Genomic DNA, 21,318 nt, shown 5'->3' on the forward strand with positions numbered 1-21,318 from the left:
AGGCGTGCCGTGCGCGCGCTGCCGCAGCGCTGCAGCCATGCCCGCATGTGGCTCAACGCTCGAGGGAAAGACGACGATCCAGGCTCGCAAGTGCGCAGGCCTTGCGAGCCACCAGCAGGCTCAGAAGTTGAAGCGGAACGTGGTCATCAGCACGTGGTTTTCGCGGTCCACCGTACTGGTGTTGACGAACTGATTCAGATAACCGACGTCGACATTGGCAATATCGTTGAACTTCCAGTTGATGCCGACGAAGACGCGGTTCTGGTCGAGACCGCGTCGGGCGCCCCACTCGGTCTGGTCGAGATTGACGAACAGTTCGTTGAAGGCCACCCACGACAGTTGCGGAGACAATGCGCTGGGCCGGACCGCCCTGATCATCTGGCGCACCCGATACCCTTCGTCACTGAAACCTTCGCGGTGACGCTGCTCCAGGCGGGTGCGACTGGTGATGGTGATATTGGCAATCGGATCGAACTGATATTGAAACTGCCCCCACCAGCGATTTTCGCGGTTGGAGGATTGCCCGGCCGGGTGGCTGATGATGGTGTCGTAACCCATCCAGACACTGGCCTTGGGAGTGAACCGGTAAAACACCGCAGGGCGCAGGATCAACTGGTCGAACTGTTCGCCCTCTTCGCGCCAGCGTGGATGCACGTCCATGCTCCAGTACAGGTTTTCGACCGGCAGCTTGCCCTGGGCATACACGCTCAGCCAGTAACGTCCGTCTTCCTCGGTCTGCGCGGCCGCTTGCGAGGTGCCGCCCAGCATCAGCAGCAGGGCGGGGCAGGCGATTCGGTAGGTGGCCGTCAGCAGCGCGCGCAGTCTGTTCATGATCAGGAAGTCGTCAGTGGTGCCGGAGCATACCAACTCGTTCGCGACCTCCATCGCGCTTTCCGGCATCGCCGAGGCGATACCGGCGTGTTGCTTCGCCTGCGGCGACATGGCATCGCGCCGTGACATCCGCTGACAAACATCGACGCAAGTGCGGCGTATAAAACGCACGCGTTCGAACAGGCGGTCGGCATTGACCGACCTGCCAGCGGATCGCGAGCGCTTACGCCACCTGGCTGCGGCGCGCCCGTTCCAGATGCACCAGCAGCAGCGAGATCGCCGCCGGCGTCATGCCGGCAATGCGTTGCGCCTGGCCGATGCTTTGCGGGCGCACGCGCTCAAGTTTCTGCTGCACTTCGATCGACAGCCCGCGCACGCTGGCGTAATCGAATCCATCCGGAATCGGCGTGGTTTCGTGGCGTTGCTGGCGTGCGATGTCGTCGCGTTGGCGATCCAGGTAACCGGCGTATTTGACGCTGATCTCCACCTGCTCGGCCACCTGCGCATCGTCCACGCCTGGCCCCAGCGTCGGCACGCGCATCAGCGTGGCGTAGTTGAGTTCGGGGCGCTTGATCAGGTCCAGCACGTTGGTTTCGCGGCTCACTGCCACGCCCAGGGTCTGGGCCACTTCGCGGCCCAGCGCATTGCCCGGGGTCGCCCACAGCACCGACAAGCGCGCGCTTTCGCGCTGCACCGCCTCCTGCTTGGCGGAGAAGCGCGCCCAGCGCGCATCGTCGACTAGGCCCATCGCGCGGCCGACGCCGGTCAGGCGCGCATCGGCGTTGTCCTCGCGCAGCTGCAGGCGGTATTCGGCGCGGCTGGTGAACATGCGATACGGCTCGGTGGTGCCGTGGGTGATCAGATCGTCCACCAGCACGCCCAGGTAGGCCTGGTCGCGGCGCGGCGACCACGCCGGCAATCCCTGTACATGGCGCGCGGCATTGAGCCCGGCCAGCAGGCCCTGTGCGGCGGCCTCCTCGTACCCGGTGGTGCCATTGATCTGCCCGGCGAAGAACAGCCCGCCCACCGCCTTGGTTTCCAGCGAGGCCTTGAGCCCGCGCGGGTCGAAGAAGTCGTATTCGATCGCGTAGCCGGGGCGGGTGATATGCGCCTGCGCAAACCCGTGGATCGAGCGCACCAGTGCCAGCTGCACGTCGAACGGCAGCGAGGTGGAGATGCCGTTGGGATAGATCTCGGCCACTTCCAGGCCTTCGGGCTCGACGAAGATCTGGTGGCTGCTCTTCTCGGCAAAGCGCACCACCTTGTCCTCGATCGACGGGCAGTAACGCGGGCCAATGCCTTCGATCTGCCCGGAATACAGCGGCGAGCGATGCAGCGCACTGCGGATGATGTCGTGGGTCTGCTCAGTGGTCTGGGTGATCCAGCAGCTGACCTGGCGCGGGTGATCGCCGAGCTGGCCCATGAACGACATCACCGGCAGCGGATCGTCGCCGGGTTGTTCGGCCATCACGCTGTAGTCGAGCGTGCGGCCGTCGATGCGCGGCGGGGTGCCGGTCTTGAGCCGGTCGATCGCGAACGGCCGCTCGCGCAGACGCGCGGCCAGCGTGGTGGCCGGCGGGTCGCCCATGCGTCCGGCCGCGTACTGGGTCTCGCCGACGTGGATCTTGCCGGCCAGGAAGGTGCCGGCGGTCAGCACCACCGAGGGCGCTTCGAAGCGCAGCCCGGTCTGGGTGATCACGCCGCGCACGCTGTCGGCTTCGGCGGCGCCGTTGTGGATGATCAGGTCGTCCACCGCCGCCTGGAACACGGTCAGGTTGGGCTGCGCCTCGACGATGCGGCGGATCGCGTTGCGGTAGAGATTGCGGTCGGCCTGGCAGCGGGTGGCGCGCACCGCCGGCCCCTTGGAGGCATTGAGCGTGCGCCACTGGATGCCGGCCTGATCCGCCGCGCGTGCCATCGCCCCGCCCAGCGCGTCGATTTCCTTGACCAGATGGCCCTTGCCGATCCCGCCGATGGCCGGGTTGCAGCTCATCGCACCCACCGTCTCGATGTTGTGGGTCAGCAGCAAGGTGCGCGCCCCGGCGCGCGCGGAGGCCAGCGCCGCCTCGGTGCCGGCATGGCCGCCGCCAATCACGATGACGTCGTAGCGATAGAAGGAGTCAGACATGGGCGTGGACCAGGAGCAGAAGGAGGTTGGCGGCCGCGAAAGTATCGGCTGAAGGGCGAGCGAGGTCACTCGATGGGTAAAAGTGTGATGTAAATCACATTATCGAACACTGACCCTCAAGTTGGCATGTTCCGTGCGGATATCCCTACTGCACCCGTCGTGGCATTGCGACATGGGCGCAAGGCTGGAATTGGAACAGGGGCCAGCCACGCGTGCGATGGGGTAGCGTAAGGGTCGGTAGTCGGGGGACTGCCGACCCTTATTTTTTTCTGCGACCCAACGCCGGTACAGCCCAGCCTGCTCGCACGGGTAGCCGCGGGTGCGGCACAGCAGACCAGACGACAAAAACATAAAGCCCCGGCATGCCGGGGCTTTATGCGTTGGAGGCGCCGATATCCGACAGGGCCGGAACAGGGGGGATCCAGATTTCCCTGTCGGACATCGACATAAGTCGGTCAGTGGGGCGGGCCACGTCAAAAAATGACGTGGCGGGTCACACAGAGCACCTAGCTTGCGACCAAGTGCCGGCTGAACGCAAGCCCCCAACATCACCATTTGTGGGCCACGTCGCAGTCAGCAACTCAGGGAATCTGCTCACGCGTGTTGCGTGGCGCGGTCTGCCGTTGAATCTCGCGGATCACCCGCGGCGGCGCACCGATGCGGGGCGGCGGCCGCGACGGCGGAGCGCCGGTCGCCGGTGGACGATTGGGTTGTTGCGGGCGCGGCCCGTTGGGGCGGGGGCCGTTCGGACGCGGGCCATTGTTGAACGAACCGTTCGGACGTGGTGGCCGGTACTGCGGGCGTCGATCGTTCGGGCGGTAGTAATAGCCGCCACCGCGGTAGACCGGGTAATCGTACAGCCCGATCGACCCGGCGCCGTAAGGGTTGCCGTACGGGTTGCCGTAAAAATACGGCGAGTAGCCCGGCGGGTAGCGGTACTGCACCGCGGGCGCGCCGCGGTAATAGCCGCCCGACCCCGCACCGGTGTAGTCGTAGGTTGCGCAGCCGCCCAGAGCCAATAGCCCGGCCGCGAAGATCAGACGGAATTTCATGGATGGTGCCCTCCTGCAACCATGGTGTCACTTTCGAACCGATGCATTGAATCGGTCCTTAACTGTGCCGCAATGTGGTGCTTCTGCATCGATCCAGCATGCGCGGGCAAGGCGCGCACAGCCGTGAAGGCGGAGACGATACGTTAATCTTGCAGGCATGATCGAGACGGTTCCTCTTGCCCATTCCGACGTCCTGCAAGCCGCTGCGCGCATCGCGCCGCAGTGCGCGCCGACTCCGCTGCTGACCTCGCACAGCCTGGATGCCCTCTGCGGTGCGCAGTTGTTCTTCAAGGCCGAACACCTGCAGCGCAGCGGCGCTTTCAAGTTCCGTGGTGCCTGCAACGCGGTGTGGTCATTGCCGGAGGAACTGGCCGCGCGCGGGGTGGTCACCCATTCGTCCGGCAATCACGGCGCCGCACTCGCACTTGCCGCGCGCACGCGCGGGATCGGCTGCCACGTGGTGGTGCCCGAAGGCGCGGTGGCCGCCAAGCTGGCCAATATTTCCCGCCACGGCGCCACGCTGTGGCGCTGTGCGCCCACCATCGCCGCGCGCGAGCAGATGTGTGCCGACGTCCAGGCCGGCAGCGGCGCGACGTTGGTGCATCCATATACCGACCCGGCGGTGATCGCCGGGCAGGGCACCGCCGCGCTGGAGCTGCTGCAGCAGAGCGGCGGGCTGGATGTGCTGGTGGCACCGGTCGGCGGCGGCGGGCTGGCCGCCGGCACTGCGCTGGCGCTGCAATCGGCGCCCGGCTGTGCGCTGGTGCTGGCCGAGCCGAGCGGTGCGGCCGATACCGCGCGTTCGCTGGCGGCCGGCGAGCGCCTGGTCGACTTCGTGCCCGACACGCTCTGCGACGGGTTGCGCGGCACCCTGGGTGCGCCGAATTTCGCAGTGCTGCAGGCCGCCGGCGCGCAGGTGATCACCGTGGACGATGCGGCGGTGGTGCAGGCGATGCGGCTGATCTGGCAGGTGCTCAAACAGGTGGTGGAGCCGTCCTCGGCGATTGCGCTGGCAGCGGTGCTGGCCGACCCGGCGCGCTTTGCCGGGCGGCGGGTCGGGCTGATCCTGTCCGGCGGCAACGTCGATCTGGATGCGCTGCCGTGGGCCGCGGCGTGAGCAGGCGGTCGCGTGGGATCGGTCTGTGGGGCTGGTGCTGGCGCCTGTGCATGCTGACGCTGATCTGGCTGGTGGGCGTGGCCGGCTGGATCGTCTGGGTCGGCGATCGCGACCAGGCCGCGCCGGCCGACGTGATCATCGTGCTGGGCGCGGCTGCCTACGACGCGCGCCCTTCGCCGGTGTTCGAAGAGCGCATCCGGCATGCGCTGGACCTGTACGCGCAGGGCTACGCGCCGCGGCTGCTGTTCACCGGCGGCTTCGGCAACGGCGCGCGCTTTGCCGAGTCGCAGGTGGCGCGGCGCTATGCGCTACGCCACGGCGTACCGCCGGAGGCGATCGTGATCGAGACGGTCTCGCGCACCACCCGGCAGAATCTGCAGCAGGCACGCGCGCTGATGGACCGGCACGGCATGCACCGGGCGATCATCGTCAGCGACCCGTTGCACATGGCGCGCGCGCTGCGGCTGAGCGATGAGCTGGGGGTGGACGCGCTGGCCTCTTCCACGCCCAGCACGCGCTTTCGCAGCTTCCACACCAGTTGGCGCTTCCTGCTGCAGGAGGTCTATTACTTCCATCGCGATCTGGTGGTGCAGGGCGCCTGACACCGGGTATGCCGCAGGGCAGGCGTGTTGAAGCGCAAAACGCGCTCTATGATGCGGCTTTCCCAGCGGCAGGTTCGAGTATGAGCGAGCGCAATCGGCAACACGCCACCGGCCTGGTCCAGGCCTATTACGCGGCATTCAACCGCGGCGATTGGGACGCCATGCTGGCGTTCCTGGCCGACGACGTCGCGCATGACCTCAACCAGGGGCCGCGCGAGATCGGCCGGGCGGAATTTGCCGCCTTCCTGCAGCGCATGAACGACAGCTACCGCGAGCAGCTGCGCGACATCGTGATCACCGCCAACGAGGATGGCACCCGGGTCGGTGCCGAGTACGTGGTGCACGGGGTCTACCACACCACCGACGAAGGCCTGCCGGAAGCCAATGGGCAGACCTATGTGCTGCCGGGCGGTGCGTTCTTCGATGTGCGCGACGGCAAGATCACCCGCGTCACCAACTACTACAACCTGCAGGAATGGATCGCGCAGGTCTCGCGCTGAGCGCATCGACCGCCACGGCGTAGGCGCGCACCCGGGCGCGATAAGGCGTTATCGGCAATGCCTGGTCGCGCCCGGGTGCGCTCCTACGTGATTGGTGCGGTGTTGCGGCCGGAGCTGTGCCTATGTAGGAGCGCGCTTGCGCGCGATGGGGCGTTACCGGCAATGCCGGTCGCGCCCGGGTGCGCTCCTACGTGGATGGGCGGGGATTACAGCAACACGATCCCGACCACCACCAGGATGAAGATGCCCCACTTGAGCGTCTGGTACAGCGGGTTGTTGCGTTCCTTCAGCGCCTTGGCCTTCAGGCGCGCGGCGTAGAAATAGCGGAACACGCGGTTGATGCCGCCGGTCTTGTCGCCTTCCTGATTGGGCGAGGCACCGGCCGAGAGCAGGCTGCGGCCGACGAAGCGGTTCACCGCCGCGGCCCAGCGCCAGCGCATCGGGCGCTCGATGTCGCAGAACAGGATGATGCGGTCCTGGTCGGTGTCGTTGCGCGCGTAGTGGATGTAGGTCTCGTCGAACATCGTCCACTCGCCATCGCGCCAGCTATGGCGCTGCCCGTCGACATCGATGAAGCAGCGGTCGTCGTTGGGCGTGGCCAGCCCCAGGTGCAGGCGCATGGACCCGGCGAACGGATCGCGGTGCGGGCGCAGTTCGCTGCCCGGCGGCAACTCGGCGAACATCGCGGCCTTGACCGTGGGGATGGACTTCAGCAACGCCGTGGTCTGCGGGCACAGTTCGGACGCCGACGGGTGCGCGGTGCCGTACCACTTCAGATAGAAGCGCTTCCAGCCACGGCGGAAGAACGAGTTGAAGCCGATGTCGGTGTAGCCGTCGGCAGCGCGGATCTTCTGCATCTGCTGCAGCGCCACCGCTTCATCGCGGATCAGCGGCCAGTTGGCGCGCAGCGGCGCCAGCTCCGGAAATTCCTTGCCGGGATCGATGAACGGCGTGGTCGGCACGCGCGAACACAGATACATCAGCGTGTTGATCGGCGCCATGAAAGTGGAATGGTCCAGCAGCTGCCGGCTGAGCCGGTGCCGTACGCGACCGCGGTAATGGATGTACAGCGCCGATGCGATGAACAGCGCGATGATGAGCCACTTCAACATTGGGAAGGCCGATTGGGGGACGGGGGCCGCAAACCTAAGAGCGGCTATCAAAACGACAATGCAGCAGCCGGGCGGGGCGCTGCCGGTGCTCGGAACCGGCATGTACTACGCGTACATGCAGATTCCTGCGCGCCGCCTGCAGCCACCTGACGGCTGCGTGCTGCGTTTTGCTAGCCACGCCGGTTGAGGCGTCGAAAAGGCAAGCCGCAACAGGAACATGCGGCCATTGACTGCTGAATTCTACCGGGTGTCGCGACCGAGCCTGACAGGTCAGCATTGGTGTCGTCGCAAAACTGTGTGTCTCGCCGGCAACGGCTGCGTTGCTGCCGGCGATCTGCACCGCCGCTAGTCGATGCGGCGGCGGATCGGGATCGAGGCCACCGGGACGCTGGCGACATCGTGTCCCTGCTCGCGGATGGGCGCGCCCGGCGCCGGTGCCCAGGCGTGGGCATAGATCACTTCCCAGGAGCTGGGCAGGGTGCCGTCCGGCCGCCGCAAGGGCTCGTAGGCGGCGCTGGCGGCGGCAAAACGGCCGCGTCCGGTCAGGGTGGCGCGGCGATTGCTGAGTGCGTTGGTGGCGCCCATCGCGCGCAGCTCGCGCATCAGCGCGGGCAGGTCGCTGTAGGTCAGCGTGAACAGGTCGCGGTCCAGCACGGGGTCGCGGAAGCCGGACATCAGCAAGGCATCGCCGAACTGGGCAATCGGGGGAAAGCGGCTGACGTGCGGGGCCGGGTCGGCCTGGGCGAAGGCCTCGCGCAACTCGATCAGCGTCTCCGGGCCGAAGGTGGAGCACAGCAACAAGCCGCCCGGCCGCAGCGCGCGACGGAAACCGGCGAACACCGCCGGCAGGTCTTCCACCCACTGCAGGCACAGGTTGCTGAAGATCACGTCCACGCTGCCGTCGGCCACCGGCAAGGCGCGTGCATCGGCGCAGACCTGCGCGAATGGCTTCCACCAGCCCGCCGCCTTGCGCGCCTGGCGCAGCATCGGCATGGCCTGGTCCAGCGCGATCACCTGCGCCTTGGGCCAGCGCTTCTTGATCGCGCCGCTGGCGTGGCCGGGGCCGGCGCCGACATCCAGCACCACCTTGGGCACCTGGTCGCCCAGGTAGTCGAGCGATTCGAGCAGGCGCGCTTCGGCTTCGCGCTGTAGTGCGGCGGCGGCGGCATAGCTGCTGGCGGCACGCGCAAAGGCGCGCCGGACGTGGCGGGGGTCGAAAGTACTATTCATGAGCGGCGCTATTGTCGCCTGTGGCCGGGGCGGAGGGAATCGATGGATGGCCTGGCATCGGCCTGGCGAGTCTGCAGACGTTCGGTCCGTCGGTGGCTGCGCGGCGAGCGGCAAGGGGCTCAACGGAAAACCCACCGGATGCCCGCGGCGGTTGCCACAACTCGCCGCGTGGCCGAGGCGCTCTAGAACGTGCCGGGATAGCTACCGCCGTCGATCAGCAGGTTCTGCCCGGTGATGTAGCCGGCCTGCGCGCTGCACAGGAACGCGCAGGCCGCGCCGAATTCGTCCGGCTCGCCGAAGCGTGCGGCGGGAATGCCCGCACGCTTGCGCTCGGCGACCTCCTCGGCGCTGCTGCCTTGCTGTTGCGCGATCGCCGCGAAGTTGCCGCGCAGGCGGTCGGTGGCGAACTGGCCGGGCAGCAGATTGTTGATGGTGACGTTGTCGACCACCGTGCTGCGCGCCAGCCCGGCGACGAAGCCGGTGAGGCCGGCGCGCGCGCCATTGGACAGGCCCAGGATGTCGATCGGCGCCTTCACCGCACTGGAGGTGATGTTGACGATGCGGCCGAAGCGCCGCGCGCGCATCGCATCGACGCTGGCGCGGATCAGTTCGATCGGCGCCAGCATGTTGGCGTCCAGGGCGCGCAGCCAGTCGTCGCGTTCCCACTGGCGAAAATCGCCGGGCGGTGGACCACCGGCATTGTTGATGAGGATATCCAGCTGCGGGCAGGCGGCGAGCGCATCGCTGCGTCCCTGCGGGGTGGTGATATCGGCCACCACGCTGCGCACTTCGCCGGCGCCCGGCAGTGCGCGCAATGCCTGGGCGGATTGCTCCAGGGCAGCGCGGCCGCGCGCGACGATCACCACGTTGACGCCTTCGCTGGCCAGCGCGCGTGCGCAGCCCAGCCCCAGGCCCTTGCTGGCGGCGCAGACCAGTGCCCAGCGCCCGGCGATTCCCAGATCCATGTGTGTGTCCTCGATCAGCGATGCCGCATGATCGACGATCCGCTCATGGCACGGACGCAACGAAGCGTTGCAGCGCCTCGGCGACCTGATCGGCATGGCCAAGAAACGGTGCGTGCCCGCCACCGGCGATGGTCAGTGCCTGCGCGTGCGGCGTCAGCGCGGCGGCGGCGTGCATGCCGGCCGCCGGTACCAGCCGGTCGCGCTGGCCGGCGATCCACAGGCTGGGGCGTGCGAGTTGCGGCAGCGCACGGCGCAGGTCGCTGCGTTCCAGCAGCTGCAGGCCTTGCTGCAGTGCTTCGGCGGCCGGTTCGCCACGCGCCACCAGCGTCTCGCGCAGGCTGCGCAACTCGCTGCGGGCATGCGCCGAGCCCAGCGTATCCAGCGCCAGAAACCGCTCCAGCGTGCCGCGATAATCGCGCGCCAGGTCCTGGCCGAATTGCACGAACACCTCGCGCTCGACGGCGTCGGGCCAATCGTGGCCACGCACGAAACGCGGCGTGGCCGCGATCATCGCCAGCCCGCGTACCTTGGGCTGGGTAGCCGCGGCATGCAGCGCAAACAGCCCGCCCAACGACCAGCCGACCCACACCGCCGGCGGCGTGGCGGCGGCGATGCCGGCAACCACGTCCGGCAGCGCCAGCGGCGTGCTGTCGTCGCGGCTGAAACCGTGCCCGGGCAGATCCACCAGATGCAGTTGATGCTGCGCGGCCAGGCGTTCCACCAATGGCGCGAACACGCCGCCGTGCAACGCCCAACCGTGCAGGAGAACCAGCGCAGGCCCGTGGCCGATGACATCGATATGCATGCGGGGATTGTCGCTGATGGCGCTGACCGGCGCATGGGTCGGCGTGTGCGGCGCAAGGTGTCTTGCGCCAGCCTGCGCTGCGCGTGGAGCCGATCTGCGCGGCACGCCAAGCCGGTTGCGGACGCGCAGGACCGCACCGACAGCAGCGATCCGGCAACATCAGCGACGCGGACACTGCCACGTCGAGCACCGGCCGCCGCCGCGCGGCTATTGCGCAATCGTCTGGATCGTCGCCCTCAGGCAGACGCACGCAGCGGTTGCCGGCTGACCACGTCGCGCGCCTGCACGATGGCCTCGATCAAGGCCTGCACCTGCTGCGGCGTATGCAGCGCGGACAGGGTCACACGCAAACGCGCCTTGCCTTCGGGCACGGTGGGCGGGCGGATCGCGCCGACCAGGAAGCCGGCCTGTTCCAGCGCGGCGGACATCGCCATGACCGTGGCTTCTTCGCCGCATAGCAGGGGCTGGATCGGCGTATCCGAGGCCATCAGCTCGAAGCCATGCCGGCGTGCCCCATCGCGGAAACTGCCAATCGACTCGACCAGCTTGGCGCGCCGCCAATCGTCGCGACGCGCCAGCCGCACGGCTGCCAACGTCGCAGCGACCTGCGCCGGTGGCAACGCGGTGGTGTAGATGTAGGGGCGCGCGGTTTCGGCCAGATGGCGCACCAGCGCTGCATCGCCGACCACCACCGCGCCATAGCCGCCGAGCGCCTTGCCCAGGGTCACCAGCTGCAGCGGCACTTCGGCCACGCCCAGTCCGGCATCGGCAACGCAGCCGCGCCCCTGCGGGCCGAGCACGCCCACGCCGTGTGCGTCGTCGACGTAGAACAACGCCTGCTGCATGCGTGCCACCAGGCTCAACGCACGCAGCGGCGCGATATCGCCATCCATGCTGAAGACGCCATCGCTGGCCAGCATCGCCGCGCCTTCGGGCGAGCCCTTGAGCTGACGCATCGCGCCTTCCACATCCAGGTGCGGATAACGGCGCAACCGGCAGCCGGCCAGGCGTGTGGCATCGAGCAGGCTGGCGTGGTTGAGCCGGTCCTGCACGCAGACATCGTCGTCCTCGCTGAGCAAGGCCTGCTGCACCGCCAGGTTGGCGATGAAGCCGCTGCCGAACAGCAGCGCCGACGGATAGCCGAGCCACTCGGCGATCTCGCGCTCCAGCGTTTCGTGCGCGGTGTGGTGGCCGCAGATCAGATGCGAGGCGGTGGCGCCGGCACCATCGCGCGCGGCGGCGTCCTGCAACGCGGCGACCACTTCGAACTGCTGCGACAGGCCCAGATAGTCGTTGGAGCAGAAACCGGTCAGCCAGCGGCCATCGACTTCCAGCCGCACGCCATCGCGACGGCCCACCAGCCGCCGTACCCGCACCCGTTCCTGGGCCACACGCAAGGTGCGCAGCGACGAAATCCGTTCGTGCAGATCGGGGCGGGCCATGGGGGCGTTCAACGGCAGAAGGGGGCGTTAGCGTAGCCTGCCGCGCCCGGCACGCCCAGCCGGCACCGACGACCGGTGCCGGACGTTAGATTCGCGGTTAGGCGGCGTGCTCGCAGGCCGTGCTGCGGGTGATTTCCGCATGCACGGTGCCGGGGTGGTCGTGCTCGGCGGCGTCGACGGTGATCTGCATCGGGCGCAGACCCAGGCGCTGGAACAGGGCCTGGTCGCGTTCGGTGTCCGGGTTGCCGGTGGTGAGCAGTTTTTCGCCGTAGAAGATCGAGTTGGCACCGGCCAGGAAGCACAGCGCCTGCAGTTCGTCGCTCATCGCCTCGCGGCCGGCGGACAGGCGCACCATCGAACGCGGCATCGTGATGCGGGCGACCGCGATCATGCGCACGAACTCGAACGGGTCCAGTTGCTGGGTGCCGTGCAGCGGGGTGCCGGCAACCTGGACCAGCTGGTTGATCGGGACCGAATCCGGATGCGCCGGCAGCGTGGCCAGCGCCAGCAGCAGGCCGATGCGGTGCTCACGGGTTTCGCCCATGCCGACGATGCCGCCGCAGCAGGTCTTCAGGCCGACATCGCGCACGTGCTCCAGCGTGTTCAGGCGGTCCTGATACTGGCGGGTGTGGATGATCGAGTCGTAGTAATCCGGCGCGGTGTCCAGATTGTGGTTGTAGTAGTCCAGCCCGGCGTCCTTGAGCGCGCGTGCCTGGCCGGCGTCGAGCATGCCGAGCGTGGCGCAGGTTTCCAGGCCCATTGCCTTGACCTCGCGGATCATCGCCGCGACCTTGGGGATGTCGCGCTCCTTGGGCGAGCGCCAGGCCGCGCCCATGCAGAAGCGCGAGGCGCCGGCGGCCTTGGCCTGGCGTGCCTTGGCGACGACCTCTTCGGTCTCCATCAGCTTCTGCGCGGTCACGCCGGTGTCGTAGCGCTGCGCCTGCGGGCAGTACGCGCAGTCTTCCGGGCAGCCGCCGGTCTTGACCGACAGCAATGTGGACACCTGCACCTGCGCCGGATCGAAATGGGCGCGATGCACGCTGGCGGCGCGGTGCAGCAGCTCCGGAAACGGCAGATCGAACAGCGCCTGCAGCTCTTTGCGATCCCAGTCATGGCGTACGACAACAGACATCGGGGTTTCCTGACAGTCAGCGGCTTGGAAGCCAGGCAGTCTGGTGAGCATGGAAGAGGCTGTCAACTTCGAAGAGGTCAACTCGGTTTACAGGTGGCCGCGCCGGGTGTTGCGGCTGCTGCTGCCGAGCCGGTGCCTGGTGTGCGCGGAACCCGGCAGCGCCGACTGCGATCTGTGCCCGTCGTGTCGCGCCGCATTGCCGGATCACGGGCACGCCTGCCTGCGTTGCGCAACGCAGCTATACGCCTGCGGTGACGCGCTGCTGTGCGGGCAATGCCTGCAGCACCCGCCACCGCTGCAACGCGTGCATGCGTGTTTCACCTATCGCTGGCCGGTGGATGGCTTGCTGCGGCGTTTCAAGTTCCACCAGGATCTGGCTGCCGGGCGCTTGCTCAGCGAGTTGATGGCCAAACGTTGCGCAGGCCTGCCGCGTCCGCAGGCGCTGGTGCCGGTGAGTCTGCACCGGCAGCGCTTGCGCCAGCGTGGTTACGATCAGGCGCTGGAGCTGGCCAGACCGCTCGGCCGCGCGCTGCGGCTGCCCTGCCTGCCGTTGCTGCGCCGGGTCCGCGCGACCGCGCCGCAATCGGAGCTGGATGCGGCCGAGCGTCAGCGCAATCTGCGCCAGGCCTTTGTCGCGCGTGGCGCCTTGCCCGCGCATGTGGCCCTGGTGGATGACGTGATGACCACCGGTGCGACGCTGCATGCGGCGGCGCAGGCCTTGCAGCGGGCCGGTGTGCAGCGGGTGGATGCGTGGGTATGCGCGCGGGTGCCGTGAGGCTTGGTGGGCCGGGGGTTGTGAGCTGCAGCGTGGGCTGGGGGTTGTGAGCTGCAGCATGGGGCTTCGCCCGTACCCTCACCCCCAACCCCCTCTCCCGCGGGGAGAGGGGCTGAAGCCGAGGCGATTGACCTTTCTGCGCGTCAGCGCAATCCCAGCGCCGCGGCGATGCCGACGAAGATCGCCAGGCCCACCCAGTTGTTGTGCAGGAAGGCGCGGAAGCACGGGCCGCGTTCGCGGTGGCGGGCGAGGCGGAACTCGTAGGCCACCAGCAGTGCGGCCACGCCCAGCCCCGCCCAGTACGCGATACCGAGACCGGCGCGCAGGCCGACCAGCGCCAATGCAGCAAACATTGATGCATACAGCAGGCCTTGCGCGATCAGGTCGAACCTGCCGAACAGGATGGCGGTGGACTTGCTGCCCATGCGGATGTCGTCCTCGCGGTCGACCATCGCATACCAGGTGTCGTAGGCCGTGGCCCAGAGGATGTTGGCCGCATACAGCAGCCAGCCCAGCAATGGCACGCTGCCCTGCACCGCGGCGAAGGCCATCGGGATGCCCCAGCCGAAGGCCATGCCCAGATAGACCTGGGGCAGGTGGGTGTGGCGTTTGAGATAGGGATAGCTGGCGGCCAGGAACACGCCCGGCACGCTCAGGGCCACGGTCAGCCAGTTGAGCGTGAGCACCAGCGCGAATGCCACCAGCATCAGCACCACGAACACCCACAGCGCCTCGCGCCCGGACACCGCCCCGGTGGCCAGCGGGCGCGACTTGGTGCGCTCCACATGCGGGTCCAGCCAGCGGTCGGCATAGTCGTTGATCACGCAGCCGGCCGAGCGGGTCAGCCAGACCCCGGCGGTGAACACGAACAGTGTCCACAGCGGCGGCAGGCCACCGGCGGCCAGCCACAACGCCCACCAGGTGGGCCACAGCAATAACAGGCTGCCGATCGGACGATCGCCGCGGACCAACGTCCAGTACTGCCCCAGTCGCTGCGGCCAGGTCAGCGCGGGCGCTGTCGGCAGCTGTTCAACACCATGCTTGCTCATGCTGCAAAGGGTAGCAGCGCGGCTCGGCTGCGGTCATGCGCTGGGTGACGATCAAGCCAGGCATCGTCCAAATTTCCGGGCAGCTGCGCGAGGTCGCGCCAAGCGGCCCCGCACTGGCGCGGGCTCCGGACCAGGGTTCCATCGGCAATGCAGCGGTGTCCGGCCGTTCGGCAGGCCCCGCGTTGCGGATGTCACGCGCGCGGCGGTGGTTCTGGCATAATGCCCGGCCAGGCGCTCGTAGCTCAGCCGGATAGAGTAGTGGCTTCCGAAGCCATTGGTCGGGGGTTCGAATCCCTCCGGGCGCACCAGATCAAAACGCCATCGGCCCGCTGCAGTGACACTGCAGCGGGCCGATGGCGTTTCTGGACCAGGAGTTGGTGCCGGCTGATGTATCAATGCGTTATTGCGCTGCGGTGCCAACGATGCAGCGGCTGGCAGGGGGCGCCTGGCGCCACCCTGCCCAGGCGCGGATCAGAGCATTTCCGGCGGCGGTGCGGTGGCCTTGGCGTGCTGCTTGCCACGTGCGTGTTCGATGGCGGTGCGCAGCTTGCGTGCGGCGCCGGTGACGGCCGAGGCGGTGGTTTCGGCGCTATTGGTGGCCGCGATCGGCGGCAGGCCGGCGACGTGCGCCTCGATGCTGCAGGTTCGATCCGCCGCGCCGCCGCGTTGGCCGTTCTCATCGCGCAAATGCACTTCGACGCGGGTGATGTCGTTGGCGAAATGCGCCAGCTGGGCGGAGCAGGTCTTCTCGACATGCTGCACGACTGAGGGGTCATGCGGCACGTGCTTGTCGGTCTGGATCTGAATCTGCATAGAGTGTTCTCCTTCGCGGTCATCCGCTGCGTCTGCCGTAGCGGTGACTCGATTCTGCGACAGCGCACCGTTGCCGCGAGGTGACAAGCTGCACCGCGTTCATGCTCAGGTTGGGATGACCGGACGGTGCATCCACTGCGGCGGGTGGCGCTGTCACCGCATCGCGAAAGAACCTGCGATCGCGCAGCAACAGCCGCTGCTGGCGAGCTCTGCCAGGCTGAACCCTCACGGCAGCTTTGATCTGCCTGGCTGGAAGCAGTGGATTAAGATGCCGGCACCGCGCTGGTGTGCGCCTGTCCGATCCTTGCCTGTGTCCGAATTCCGAGTTGCCCTGGGTGCCCGTCGCGGCGTGTTGCAGCGTGTGCTGCTGCTGGTCGCGTTGTGGATGGTGTGCGTGGGCGCCGCCGTGGCGCAGGACGACGACACGCTGCTGGAGACCGCACAGACTCAGCTCGACAACATGCAGAAGGTGCTGACCCAGGCCGACGCGGGCATGGAGAAGGCCGACACCGAGCAGCTCGGCAAGCTCACCGACGATGTCGCCGGCGCGCAGCGGCAGGCGCAGGATCTGGTGCGCACGCTGGAGCAACCGCTCAAGGAGCTCAACGGGCGACTGGAGGGGCTCGGTGTCGCGGCGCCGAACGAACCGGCCGACCTGGCAAAACAGCGCAAGGCGCTGACCAAGGAGCGCGATCAGCTCAATGCCGAGTTCATCCGGGCCACGCTGCTGGTCTCCAATGCCAAGGAACTGGCCGACCGGCTCGAACGCGAGCGCGTGCAACGCTTCAGCGTGAAGCTCTCCACGCGGGTCGCATCGCCGTTGTCGCCGACCTTGTGGAAACAGATCGGGCAGCAATGGCCTGACGATCGTGCCCGCCTGCAGGCCTTGTCCGACAAGACGGTGCAGATGGTGCAGGCCGGCATCGCCGCCAACGGCGTGGGCGGGCTGATGACCGCTGCCGTCATCGCGTTGCTGCTGGCGCTTCCGCTGCGCATCTTCCTGCGCCATCTGGGGCGTCGCTATGCGGCCTCGCGTGCGCCCGGCGGGCGCCTGCGACGCTCGGGGCTGGCACTGTGGTTTCTGTTGGTCGGCACGCTGACTCTGGGGATTGCGGCATTCGTGCTGGTCGAGGGCATCCGCGCGCTCGGCGAGCTGCCTGACGATCTGGACCAGTTGCTGACCGGATTCGTCGCCATCAGCGTGGTGGCTGCCTTCGTCGGTTCGCTCAGTGCCAGCCTGTTGATGAAACATCAGCCCAGCTGGCGCCTGTTCCCGCTGGACGATGCCACTGTCGACCGCCTGCGCGTGCATTGCTTGGCCACCGCGGCGGTGATCTGGTTCAGCGGCATGGCGATGAAGATCAACGAGGTGGCCGGCAGCAGCCCCGCACTGACCACCGCCACCGATGCGCTGGCCGCGTTGCTGTACGCGGGGTTGATCCTGTCGGCGTTGGCCGGGCTGAGCCTGTCCTTGCGTGCGCATGCGGCAAATGCCGGTGTGGCCGATCCGGACAGCGATGCGCCGCCGCCGGTGGTCTCGCGCGGTGGCGGCTTTATCGTGCTGATCCGCCTGCTGGGCCATCTGGCGGTGATCTTTGCGCTGATCGCGGCCTTGTTCGGCTATCTCAATCTGGCGTTGTTCGTGGAGCGGCAGATCATCTGGATCACCTTGGTGTGCAGCCTGCTCGGCCTGCTGGTGGTCTTTGCCGACGATCTGATGACCTGGCTGTTCAAGCCCGACGGCCGCTTCAGCCGGGCCTTGTCGCATGCGCTCAGCATCGGCAGTGGACGCCTGGTGCAGCTCGGGCTGCTGATATCGGCGGCAACCCGGGTGCTGTTGGTGCTGCTGGGCATTGCGGTACTGCTGACGCCATATGGCGCCAACATCAGCGTGGTCACCGACTGGGCGGAGAACATCGCCCACGGCATCACCATCGGCAAGGAGCTGGTGATCACCCCGGGCGATGTGTTCAGGGCGCTGTGCGTGTTCCTGCTCGGCATGGGGCTGGTGCACGTGGTGCAGCAGTGGTTGCTCAACACCTATCTGCCCAAGACCGAGCTCGATGACGGCGCGCGCAATTCCATCAGCACGGTGGCGCGCTACCTGGGCTGGCTGATCGTGGTGGTGTGGGGCCTGACTGCATTGGGCCTGGATCTGAAGCGGCTTGCGCTGGTGTTGAGCGCGCTGTCGGTGGGTATCGGTTTCGGTCTGCAGGCGATCACGCAGAACTTCGTGTCGGGCCTGATCCTGCTGGCCGAGCGGCCGGTGAAGATCGGCGACTGGGTGCGTATCGGCGACCAGGAGGGCGACGTGCGCAAGATCAGCGTGCGTGCGACCGAGATCCAGGTCGGCGACCGCTCCACCCTGATCGTGCCCAACTCGGAATTGATCACCAAGAGCGTGCGCAACATGACCCTGTCCAACCCGATGGGGCGGGTGCAGCTGCAGTTCTCGGTGCCGCTGGAAACCGACGTGGCAAAGGTGCGCAACATGCTGCTGGACCTGTTCGCCGAGCACACCAAGGTGCTGGCCGATCCGGCCCCCTCGGTGTTCATCGATTCGCTGGCCGGCGGGCACGTCAACTTCAATTCGTTCGCCTATGTGCGCAGCCCGCGCGATTCGTACGGAGTACGCAGCGAGCTGTTCTTCGCCTTGTTGCAGCGGATGGAAACGGCGGGGATTGCGCTGCAATCGCCGCAGGAAATTCGGTTCAGCCGTGCAGGTGCCGCGGTGGCGCGCGATCCAGCCGATGGCACGCCTGCATCGGAAGATTGAGTCGACACGTGGATGCAGCGCGCGGGAAGGGGCGCTGCAGTGGGGTTTTGGATCTGCCTAGCTACAACTGATTTATCCGCACTATCCAGCTGTCCCAAACAACCGAGATTTCGAGTGCTGGCGTTGTTTAACTCTCAGGTCAAAAGCTTGGTTGGTCGAGCGTGCGGTGCCCTTACTACTTGCGGGACACGCCGTGAATCCGTCCATGGAGGCTCCTTGGCGGCATCCATGCCGCCAAGGGTCCCGCAACCGGCAAGGACACCGCACCAGAAAGTTGCTCGGCTGCTTTTTGAAAGCGTAATGCCCGGTTTGCACTGCGATAGGCGAATAAAGAGGTTGCAGGTCGCGTTTTGAAAACCTGCCCAATGCTCAACTTGCGATGCAAGGCTGCTCGCACGCACAGTGATCGAACAACGCAGTTCCCGCTCTGCCTGCGCCATACACACCGACCATTTCGACTGGTCCTTGCCTGCCCACCGTCGCGGGACCTTACGCGGCATGGATGCCGCGTAAGAGCCTACATGGACGTACTTGCGGCGCGTCCTGCGATGGTGGGCGGGCAAGGGCCCGCAGCCAGGCCACAGATCGCAAGCTTCGACGTTGCTCTTGAGCTTTGCCTTCGCCGTTGCTTCATACAGGACGACAGCCAGACTCAGGAGCGATCCGCGACCTGGGTCTGCTTCACCAGCGCCAGGTCGTCCACGCTGACGTCTTCGGTGTAGTCCAGCCAGGCGCGGATTTCCAGATCGTCCACCGCATGTTCCAGGCCCACCGGCATGCGGATGCGACCGGCCGCATCGGGCACCACCCATTGCTGGGCCAGCACCACCTTGCGCTCCGACGAGACTGCCTCTACCCAGAATGCACGCGTTGGCCGGCGCTTGGCGTACAGCTCCAGCATGTAGCGACCGGCTTCGGTCTTGCGCGCGGCCTGGGTGAGCATGATCGGCTGGCGCACGCGTGGGCGCGGGCCTTGCTGGCTGGCCTCCAGTGGCGCATCCACAGCGATGCCGCGGGTCAGGTCCGGGTCGCGGTACAGCTTCATGCTCTGGTGGCGGTCGACCACCAGCGCGCACCAGTCGCCATCGGCCGAGCCGTCCTCGAACGCCGTGCAGCGATCCACATAGGCCAGCGTGCCCTCGGTGCGGGTGCGGTCGAACTGGCGCGAGGTGTTTTCCAGATAGACGGTTTTGAGATTGGTGTCGTCGTCGTATTCCAGCAGCACCGGCGGGCGCACCTGCTGCACGCCCACCACCACATCGCCGTTGCCGTTGATGCGCAGCATGCGGGTGCTGCGCCCGGTCCACAGCGTGCGTGCGTAAGCGAGATAGCGCGGGTAGTCCTTGCCGCTGTCGCGGCTGGCCGCAACGCTGGCGCTGGGGGGCGCATCGTTGGCCAGCAGCGAGCGGCCGAAGCCCAGCGTGCGCATGCCCGGCTCCAGCAACTGCAGCAGCGTCGCCCCCGAATCCAATGTGCTGCCGGCGCGTGTGACCACTTGCTGCGGGGCGATGTCCTTGCCCAGGAACAGCAGCAGGTTTTCGCGCTTTTGCTTGGCCAGGACATCGCTGAGATCGTTGGGCATCGCCAAATGATCGGAGGCGATCACGATGATGGTGTTCTTGCCGTAGCGGCTGTTGCGAATGCGTGCGACCAGCTCGCCGATCAGCCGGTCGCTGCACTTGATCGCATGCAGCAGCCCGATGTCGCCCAACGCGCTGTCGTAGTGCTGGCCCTTGCACGCCAGCGGCAGATGGCCGGCAGGGTGGTGGGTGTCCATGGTCAGCGTGGTGAGCATGAACGGCTGGCCGGCGCGCGACAGCGTCTGGAAGCTGTCCCAGGCATCGTCCAGCAGCACATCGTCGTGCACGCCCCAGGCGGAAAAGTGTTTCGGCGCCACGCCCCTGTCGCGGAAGTAGCTGACGTCGTGCACCACATCGAAGCCATGGCTGGACAGAAAACTGCCCTTGCCGGCAAAGCTGGCATCGGCGCCACCGACATAGTGATTGCGGTAGCCCTGATCCTTGAGATAGTCGCCCAGGCAGCGCGCTTCGGGCAGGAACAGGCCCATGCGGCCCATGCTGTTTTCATCGCCGGGTGCGGTGGTCAGCGGCACGCCGCACATCGAGGCGACCATGCCGGCGATGGTCCAGCCGCTGCCCTCGGTGGAGGTGAGGTTGCGCACGTCCACCGCCTCGCTGGCCAGCGCGCGCAGGTTTGGCATCAGGCCGGGAAACACGTCTTCGTCGAAGTAGGTGCGTTCCAGGCTCTCGCCGTAGATCCACACGATGTTCTTGCGCTTCTGCAAGGGCTGCTGCGGCACCAGATATTCCGGTACCACGGTGGCGTAATCCACCGGGCGCAGCTGGTAGTACAGGCGTTTGCCGTCGCGGTACAAGGGGCTGACCGCGATGCTCACCAGCAAGATCACCACGAAGCCGCCAAACACCGCATTGCCTCCACGCGGGCGACGGAAGCGTCGCACCCTGAGCAACACCAGCGGGCTGAGCGATAACAGCACCATGCCGATAAACACGGCGATATAGCCGGAGAAATCGCTGACGCCGGCACCGTCCATGTCCGCGCGCAGGTGATACAGCGTGGCAGCGTTGATGCCGTCGCCGCTGAGCCGATCCACCAGGCCCCAGGCACTGAGCAACAGCAGCAGCAACGACAACAATCCGGCCTTCAGCCATGCCAGACGCGGCGAGGCGACCAATAGCCAAAGCAGGAGCAACAGCGAAAACAACAACATCCAATGCATGCGGCAGCGTCCGTGGGGGAATGATGCGAGCGCGTACCGGACGCCTTGCTCGCCATGTCCTGTGCGCCACACTCAATGTGACACCCGGATGACGGACTATGCCGCGCTGAAGCTGACTGAAATGTTTGTTGGAGTTGAGCGCTTGTCGTAGCGCGGTGGTTGCGCGCGCTGACGATCAGCTGGTCGTGGTGGCGCTCGCTGAGGGATCCACGGTTTCTGCACTCCGCA

17 protein-coding genes, 1 tRNA gene and 1 other RNA gene are annotated in these 21,318 nt (G+C 67.0%); 7 read left to right on the forward strand and 12 right to left on the reverse strand.

Annotated features, from left to right (window positions below; genetic code table 11):
- Window positions 1-120 precede the first annotated feature (120 nt).
- The 3 genes from KHN93_RS02090 to KHN93_RS02100 form a co-directional block, all read right to left on the reverse strand.
- Window positions 121-831: a DUF2490 domain-containing protein gene (locus tag KHN93_RS02090; protein ID WP_052767959.1), complete on the reverse strand. Its 711-nt coding sequence runs from the start codon at window positions 829-831 to the stop codon at window positions 121-123.
- A gap of 223 nt (window positions 832-1,054) precedes the next feature.
- The gene (mnmG, locus tag KHN93_RS02095; RefSeq protein ID WP_211921812.1) at window positions 1,055-2,959 is read right to left on the reverse strand and encodes a tRNA uridine-5-carboxymethylaminomethyl(34) synthesis enzyme MnmG; all 1,905 of its coding nucleotides are present in this window, start codon (window positions 2,957-2,959) and stop codon (window positions 1,055-1,057) included.
- A gap of 581 nt (window positions 2,960-3,540) precedes the next feature.
- Complete coding sequence (locus KHN93_RS02100) at window positions 3,541-4,011, reverse strand: hypothetical protein (RefSeq protein ID WP_211921814.1); 471 nt, start codon at window positions 4,009-4,011, stop codon at window positions 3,541-3,543.
- Between the two features lie 157 nt (window positions 4,012-4,168).
- Here KHN93_RS02100 and KHN93_RS02105 point away from each other — a divergent pair, with 157 nt between their 5' ends.
- The 3 genes from KHN93_RS02105 to KHN93_RS02115 all read left to right on the forward strand — a co-directional run bounded on the left by KHN93_RS02105 (window position 4,169) and on the right by KHN93_RS02115 (window position 6,230).
- Window positions 4,169-5,128, forward strand: coding sequence for a pyridoxal-phosphate dependent enzyme (locus tag KHN93_RS02105; protein WP_102583198.1), 960 nt, complete (start codon window positions 4,169-4,171; stop codon window positions 5,126-5,128).
- Complete coding sequence (locus KHN93_RS02110; RefSeq protein ID WP_026064498.1) at window positions 5,113-5,730, forward strand: YdcF family protein; 618 nt, start codon at window positions 5,113-5,115, stop codon at window positions 5,728-5,730. The genes KHN93_RS02105 and KHN93_RS02110 overlap by 16 nt, the downstream gene beginning before the upstream one ends.
- A gap of 80 nt (window positions 5,731-5,810) precedes the next feature.
- Window positions 5,811-6,230 carry a nuclear transport factor 2 family protein gene (locus KHN93_RS02115; protein ID WP_039517295.1) on the forward strand — a complete coding sequence of 140 codons (420 nt, stop codon included), beginning with the start codon at window positions 5,811-5,813 and terminating at the stop codon, window positions 6,228-6,230.
- A gap of 206 nt (window positions 6,231-6,436) precedes the next feature.
- Here KHN93_RS02115 and lpxO read toward each other — a convergent pair whose 3' ends face one another.
- The gene (lpxO, locus tag KHN93_RS02120; protein ID WP_016903250.1) at window positions 6,437-7,342 is read right to left on the reverse strand and encodes a lipid A hydroxylase LpxO; all 906 of its coding nucleotides are present in this window, start codon (window positions 7,340-7,342) and stop codon (window positions 6,437-6,439) included.
- Between the two features lie 100 nt (window positions 7,343-7,442).
- On the opposite strand from lpxO, the gene KHN93_RS02125 reads away from it, so the two are divergent.
- Window positions 7,443-7,518: non-coding RNA, sX9 sRNA (locus KHN93_RS02125), on the forward strand.
- Window positions 7,519-7,687: 169 nt separating this feature from the next.
- On the opposite strand, the gene bioC is transcribed toward KHN93_RS02125, so the two are convergent.
- The 5 genes from bioC to bioB form a co-directional block, all read right to left on the reverse strand.
- On the reverse strand, window positions 7,688-8,572 hold the full coding sequence (gene bioC / locus KHN93_RS02130) for a malonyl-ACP O-methyltransferase BioC (RefSeq protein ID WP_039517288.1): 885 nt from the start codon (window positions 8,570-8,572) through the stop codon (window positions 7,688-7,690).
- A gap of 182 nt (window positions 8,573-8,754) precedes the next feature.
- Entirely contained in the window at window positions 8,755-9,537 is a 783-nt protein-coding gene (locus KHN93_RS02135) for an SDR family oxidoreductase (RefSeq protein WP_211921816.1), read from the reverse strand.
- Window positions 9,538-9,580: 43 nt separating this feature from the next.
- Window positions 9,581-10,342: a pimeloyl-ACP methyl ester esterase BioH gene (gene bioH / locus KHN93_RS02140; RefSeq protein WP_211921818.1), complete on the reverse strand. Its 762-nt coding sequence runs from the start codon at window positions 10,340-10,342 to the stop codon at window positions 9,581-9,583.
- Between the two features lie 236 nt (window positions 10,343-10,578).
- A complete protein-coding gene (bioF, locus tag KHN93_RS02145; RefSeq protein ID WP_211921820.1) occupies window positions 10,579-11,784 on the reverse strand; it encodes an 8-amino-7-oxononanoate synthase in 1,206 nt (401 codons plus the stop codon).
- A 97-nt stretch (window positions 11,785-11,881) separates the two neighbouring features.
- Window positions 11,882-12,916: a biotin synthase BioB gene (gene bioB, locus KHN93_RS02150; RefSeq protein WP_047124578.1), complete on the reverse strand. Its 1,035-nt coding sequence runs from the start codon at window positions 12,914-12,916 to the stop codon at window positions 11,882-11,884.
- A gap of 49 nt (window positions 12,917-12,965) precedes the next feature.
- On the opposite strand from bioB, the gene KHN93_RS02155 reads away from it, so the two are divergent.
- Window positions 12,966-13,691: a ComF family protein gene (locus KHN93_RS02155; protein ID WP_211921822.1), complete on the forward strand. Its 726-nt coding sequence runs from the start codon at window positions 12,966-12,968 to the stop codon at window positions 13,689-13,691.
- Between the two features lie 143 nt (window positions 13,692-13,834).
- Here KHN93_RS02155 and ubiA read toward each other — a convergent pair whose 3' ends face one another.
- Complete coding sequence (gene ubiA, locus KHN93_RS02160) at window positions 13,835-14,740, reverse strand: 4-hydroxybenzoate octaprenyltransferase (RefSeq protein ID WP_102255503.1); 906 nt, start codon at window positions 14,738-14,740, stop codon at window positions 13,835-13,837.
- 231 nt (window positions 14,741-14,971) lie between these two features.
- Here ubiA and KHN93_RS02165 point away from each other — a divergent pair.
- A tRNA-Arg gene (locus KHN93_RS02165) sits at window positions 14,972-15,048 on the forward strand.
- A gap of 163 nt (window positions 15,049-15,211) precedes the next feature.
- On the opposite strand, the gene KHN93_RS02170 is transcribed toward KHN93_RS02165, so the two are convergent.
- On the reverse strand, window positions 15,212-15,553 hold the full coding sequence (locus KHN93_RS02170) for an HPF/RaiA family ribosome-associated protein (RefSeq protein WP_016903259.1): 342 nt from the start codon (window positions 15,551-15,553) through the stop codon (window positions 15,212-15,214).
- 352 nt (window positions 15,554-15,905) lie between these two features.
- On the opposite strand from KHN93_RS02170, the gene KHN93_RS02175 reads away from it, so the two are divergent.
- Window positions 15,906-18,329 carry a DUF3772 domain-containing protein gene (locus tag KHN93_RS02175; protein WP_212579579.1) on the forward strand — a complete coding sequence of 808 codons (2,424 nt, stop codon included), beginning with the start codon at window positions 15,906-15,908 and terminating at the stop codon, window positions 18,327-18,329.
- 652 nt (window positions 18,330-18,981) lie between these two features.
- Here the strand turns inward: KHN93_RS02175 and KHN93_RS02180 are convergent.
- Entirely contained in the window at window positions 18,982-21,090 is a 2,109-nt protein-coding gene (locus tag KHN93_RS02180) for a phosphoglycerol transferase I (RefSeq protein WP_211921824.1), read from the reverse strand.
- Window positions 21,091-21,318: the final 228 nt, after the last annotated feature.

The organism is Xanthomonas arboricola pv. juglandis, assembly GCF_905367715.1.
GTDB classification, from domain to species: domain Bacteria; phylum Pseudomonadota; class Gammaproteobacteria; order Xanthomonadales; family Xanthomonadaceae; genus Xanthomonas; species Xanthomonas arboricola.

Excerpts from the sequence above, each read along its gene's own strand:
- KHN93_RS02090 (WP_052767959.1), bottom strand. The coding sequence starts at position 831 with ATGAACAGACTGCGCGCGCTGCTGACGGCCACCTACCGAATCGCCTGC.
- mnmG (WP_211921812.1), bottom strand. The coding sequence starts at position 2,959 with ATGTCTGACTCCTTCTATCGCTACGACGTCATCGTGATTGGCGGCGGC.
- KHN93_RS02100 (WP_211921814.1), bottom strand. The coding sequence starts at position 4,011 with ATGAAATTCCGTCTGATCTTCGCGGCCGGGCTATTGGCTCTGGGCGGC.
- KHN93_RS02105 (WP_102583198.1), top strand. The coding sequence starts at position 4,169 with ATGATCGAGACGGTTCCTCTTGCCCATTCCGACGTCCTGCAAGCCGCT.
- KHN93_RS02115 (WP_039517295.1), top strand. The coding sequence starts at position 5,811 with ATGAGCGAGCGCAATCGGCAACACGCCACCGGCCTGGTCCAGGCCTAT.
- lpxO (WP_016903250.1), bottom strand. The coding sequence starts at position 7,342 with ATGTTGAAGTGGCTCATCATCGCGCTGTTCATCGCATCGGCGCTGTAC.
- bioC (WP_039517288.1), bottom strand. The coding sequence starts at position 8,572 with ATGAATAGTACTTTCGACCCCCGCCACGTCCGGCGCGCCTTTGCGCGT.
- KHN93_RS02135 (WP_211921816.1), bottom strand. The coding sequence starts at position 9,537 with ATGGATCTGGGAATCGCCGGGCGCTGGGCACTGGTCTGCGCCGCCAGC.
- bioH (WP_211921818.1), bottom strand. The coding sequence starts at position 10,342 with ATGCATATCGATGTCATCGGCCACGGGCCTGCGCTGGTTCTCCTGCAC.
- bioF (WP_211921820.1), bottom strand. The coding sequence starts at position 11,784 with ATGGCCCGCCCCGATCTGCACGAACGGATTTCGTCGCTGCGCACCTTG.
- bioB (WP_047124578.1), bottom strand. The coding sequence starts at position 12,916 with ATGTCTGTTGTCGTACGCCATGACTGGGATCGCAAAGAGCTGCAGGCG.
- KHN93_RS02155 (WP_211921822.1), top strand. The coding sequence starts at position 12,966 with ATGGAAGAGGCTGTCAACTTCGAAGAGGTCAACTCGGTTTACAGGTGG.
- ubiA (WP_102255503.1), bottom strand. The coding sequence starts at position 14,740 with ATGAGCAAGCATGGTGTTGAACAGCTGCCGACAGCGCCCGCGCTGACC.
- KHN93_RS02170 (WP_016903259.1), bottom strand. The coding sequence starts at position 15,553 with ATGCAGATTCAGATCCAGACCGACAAGCACGTGCCGCATGACCCCTCA.
- KHN93_RS02180 (WP_211921824.1), bottom strand. The coding sequence starts at position 21,090 with ATGCATTGGATGTTGTTGTTTTCGCTGTTGCTCCTGCTTTGGCTATTG.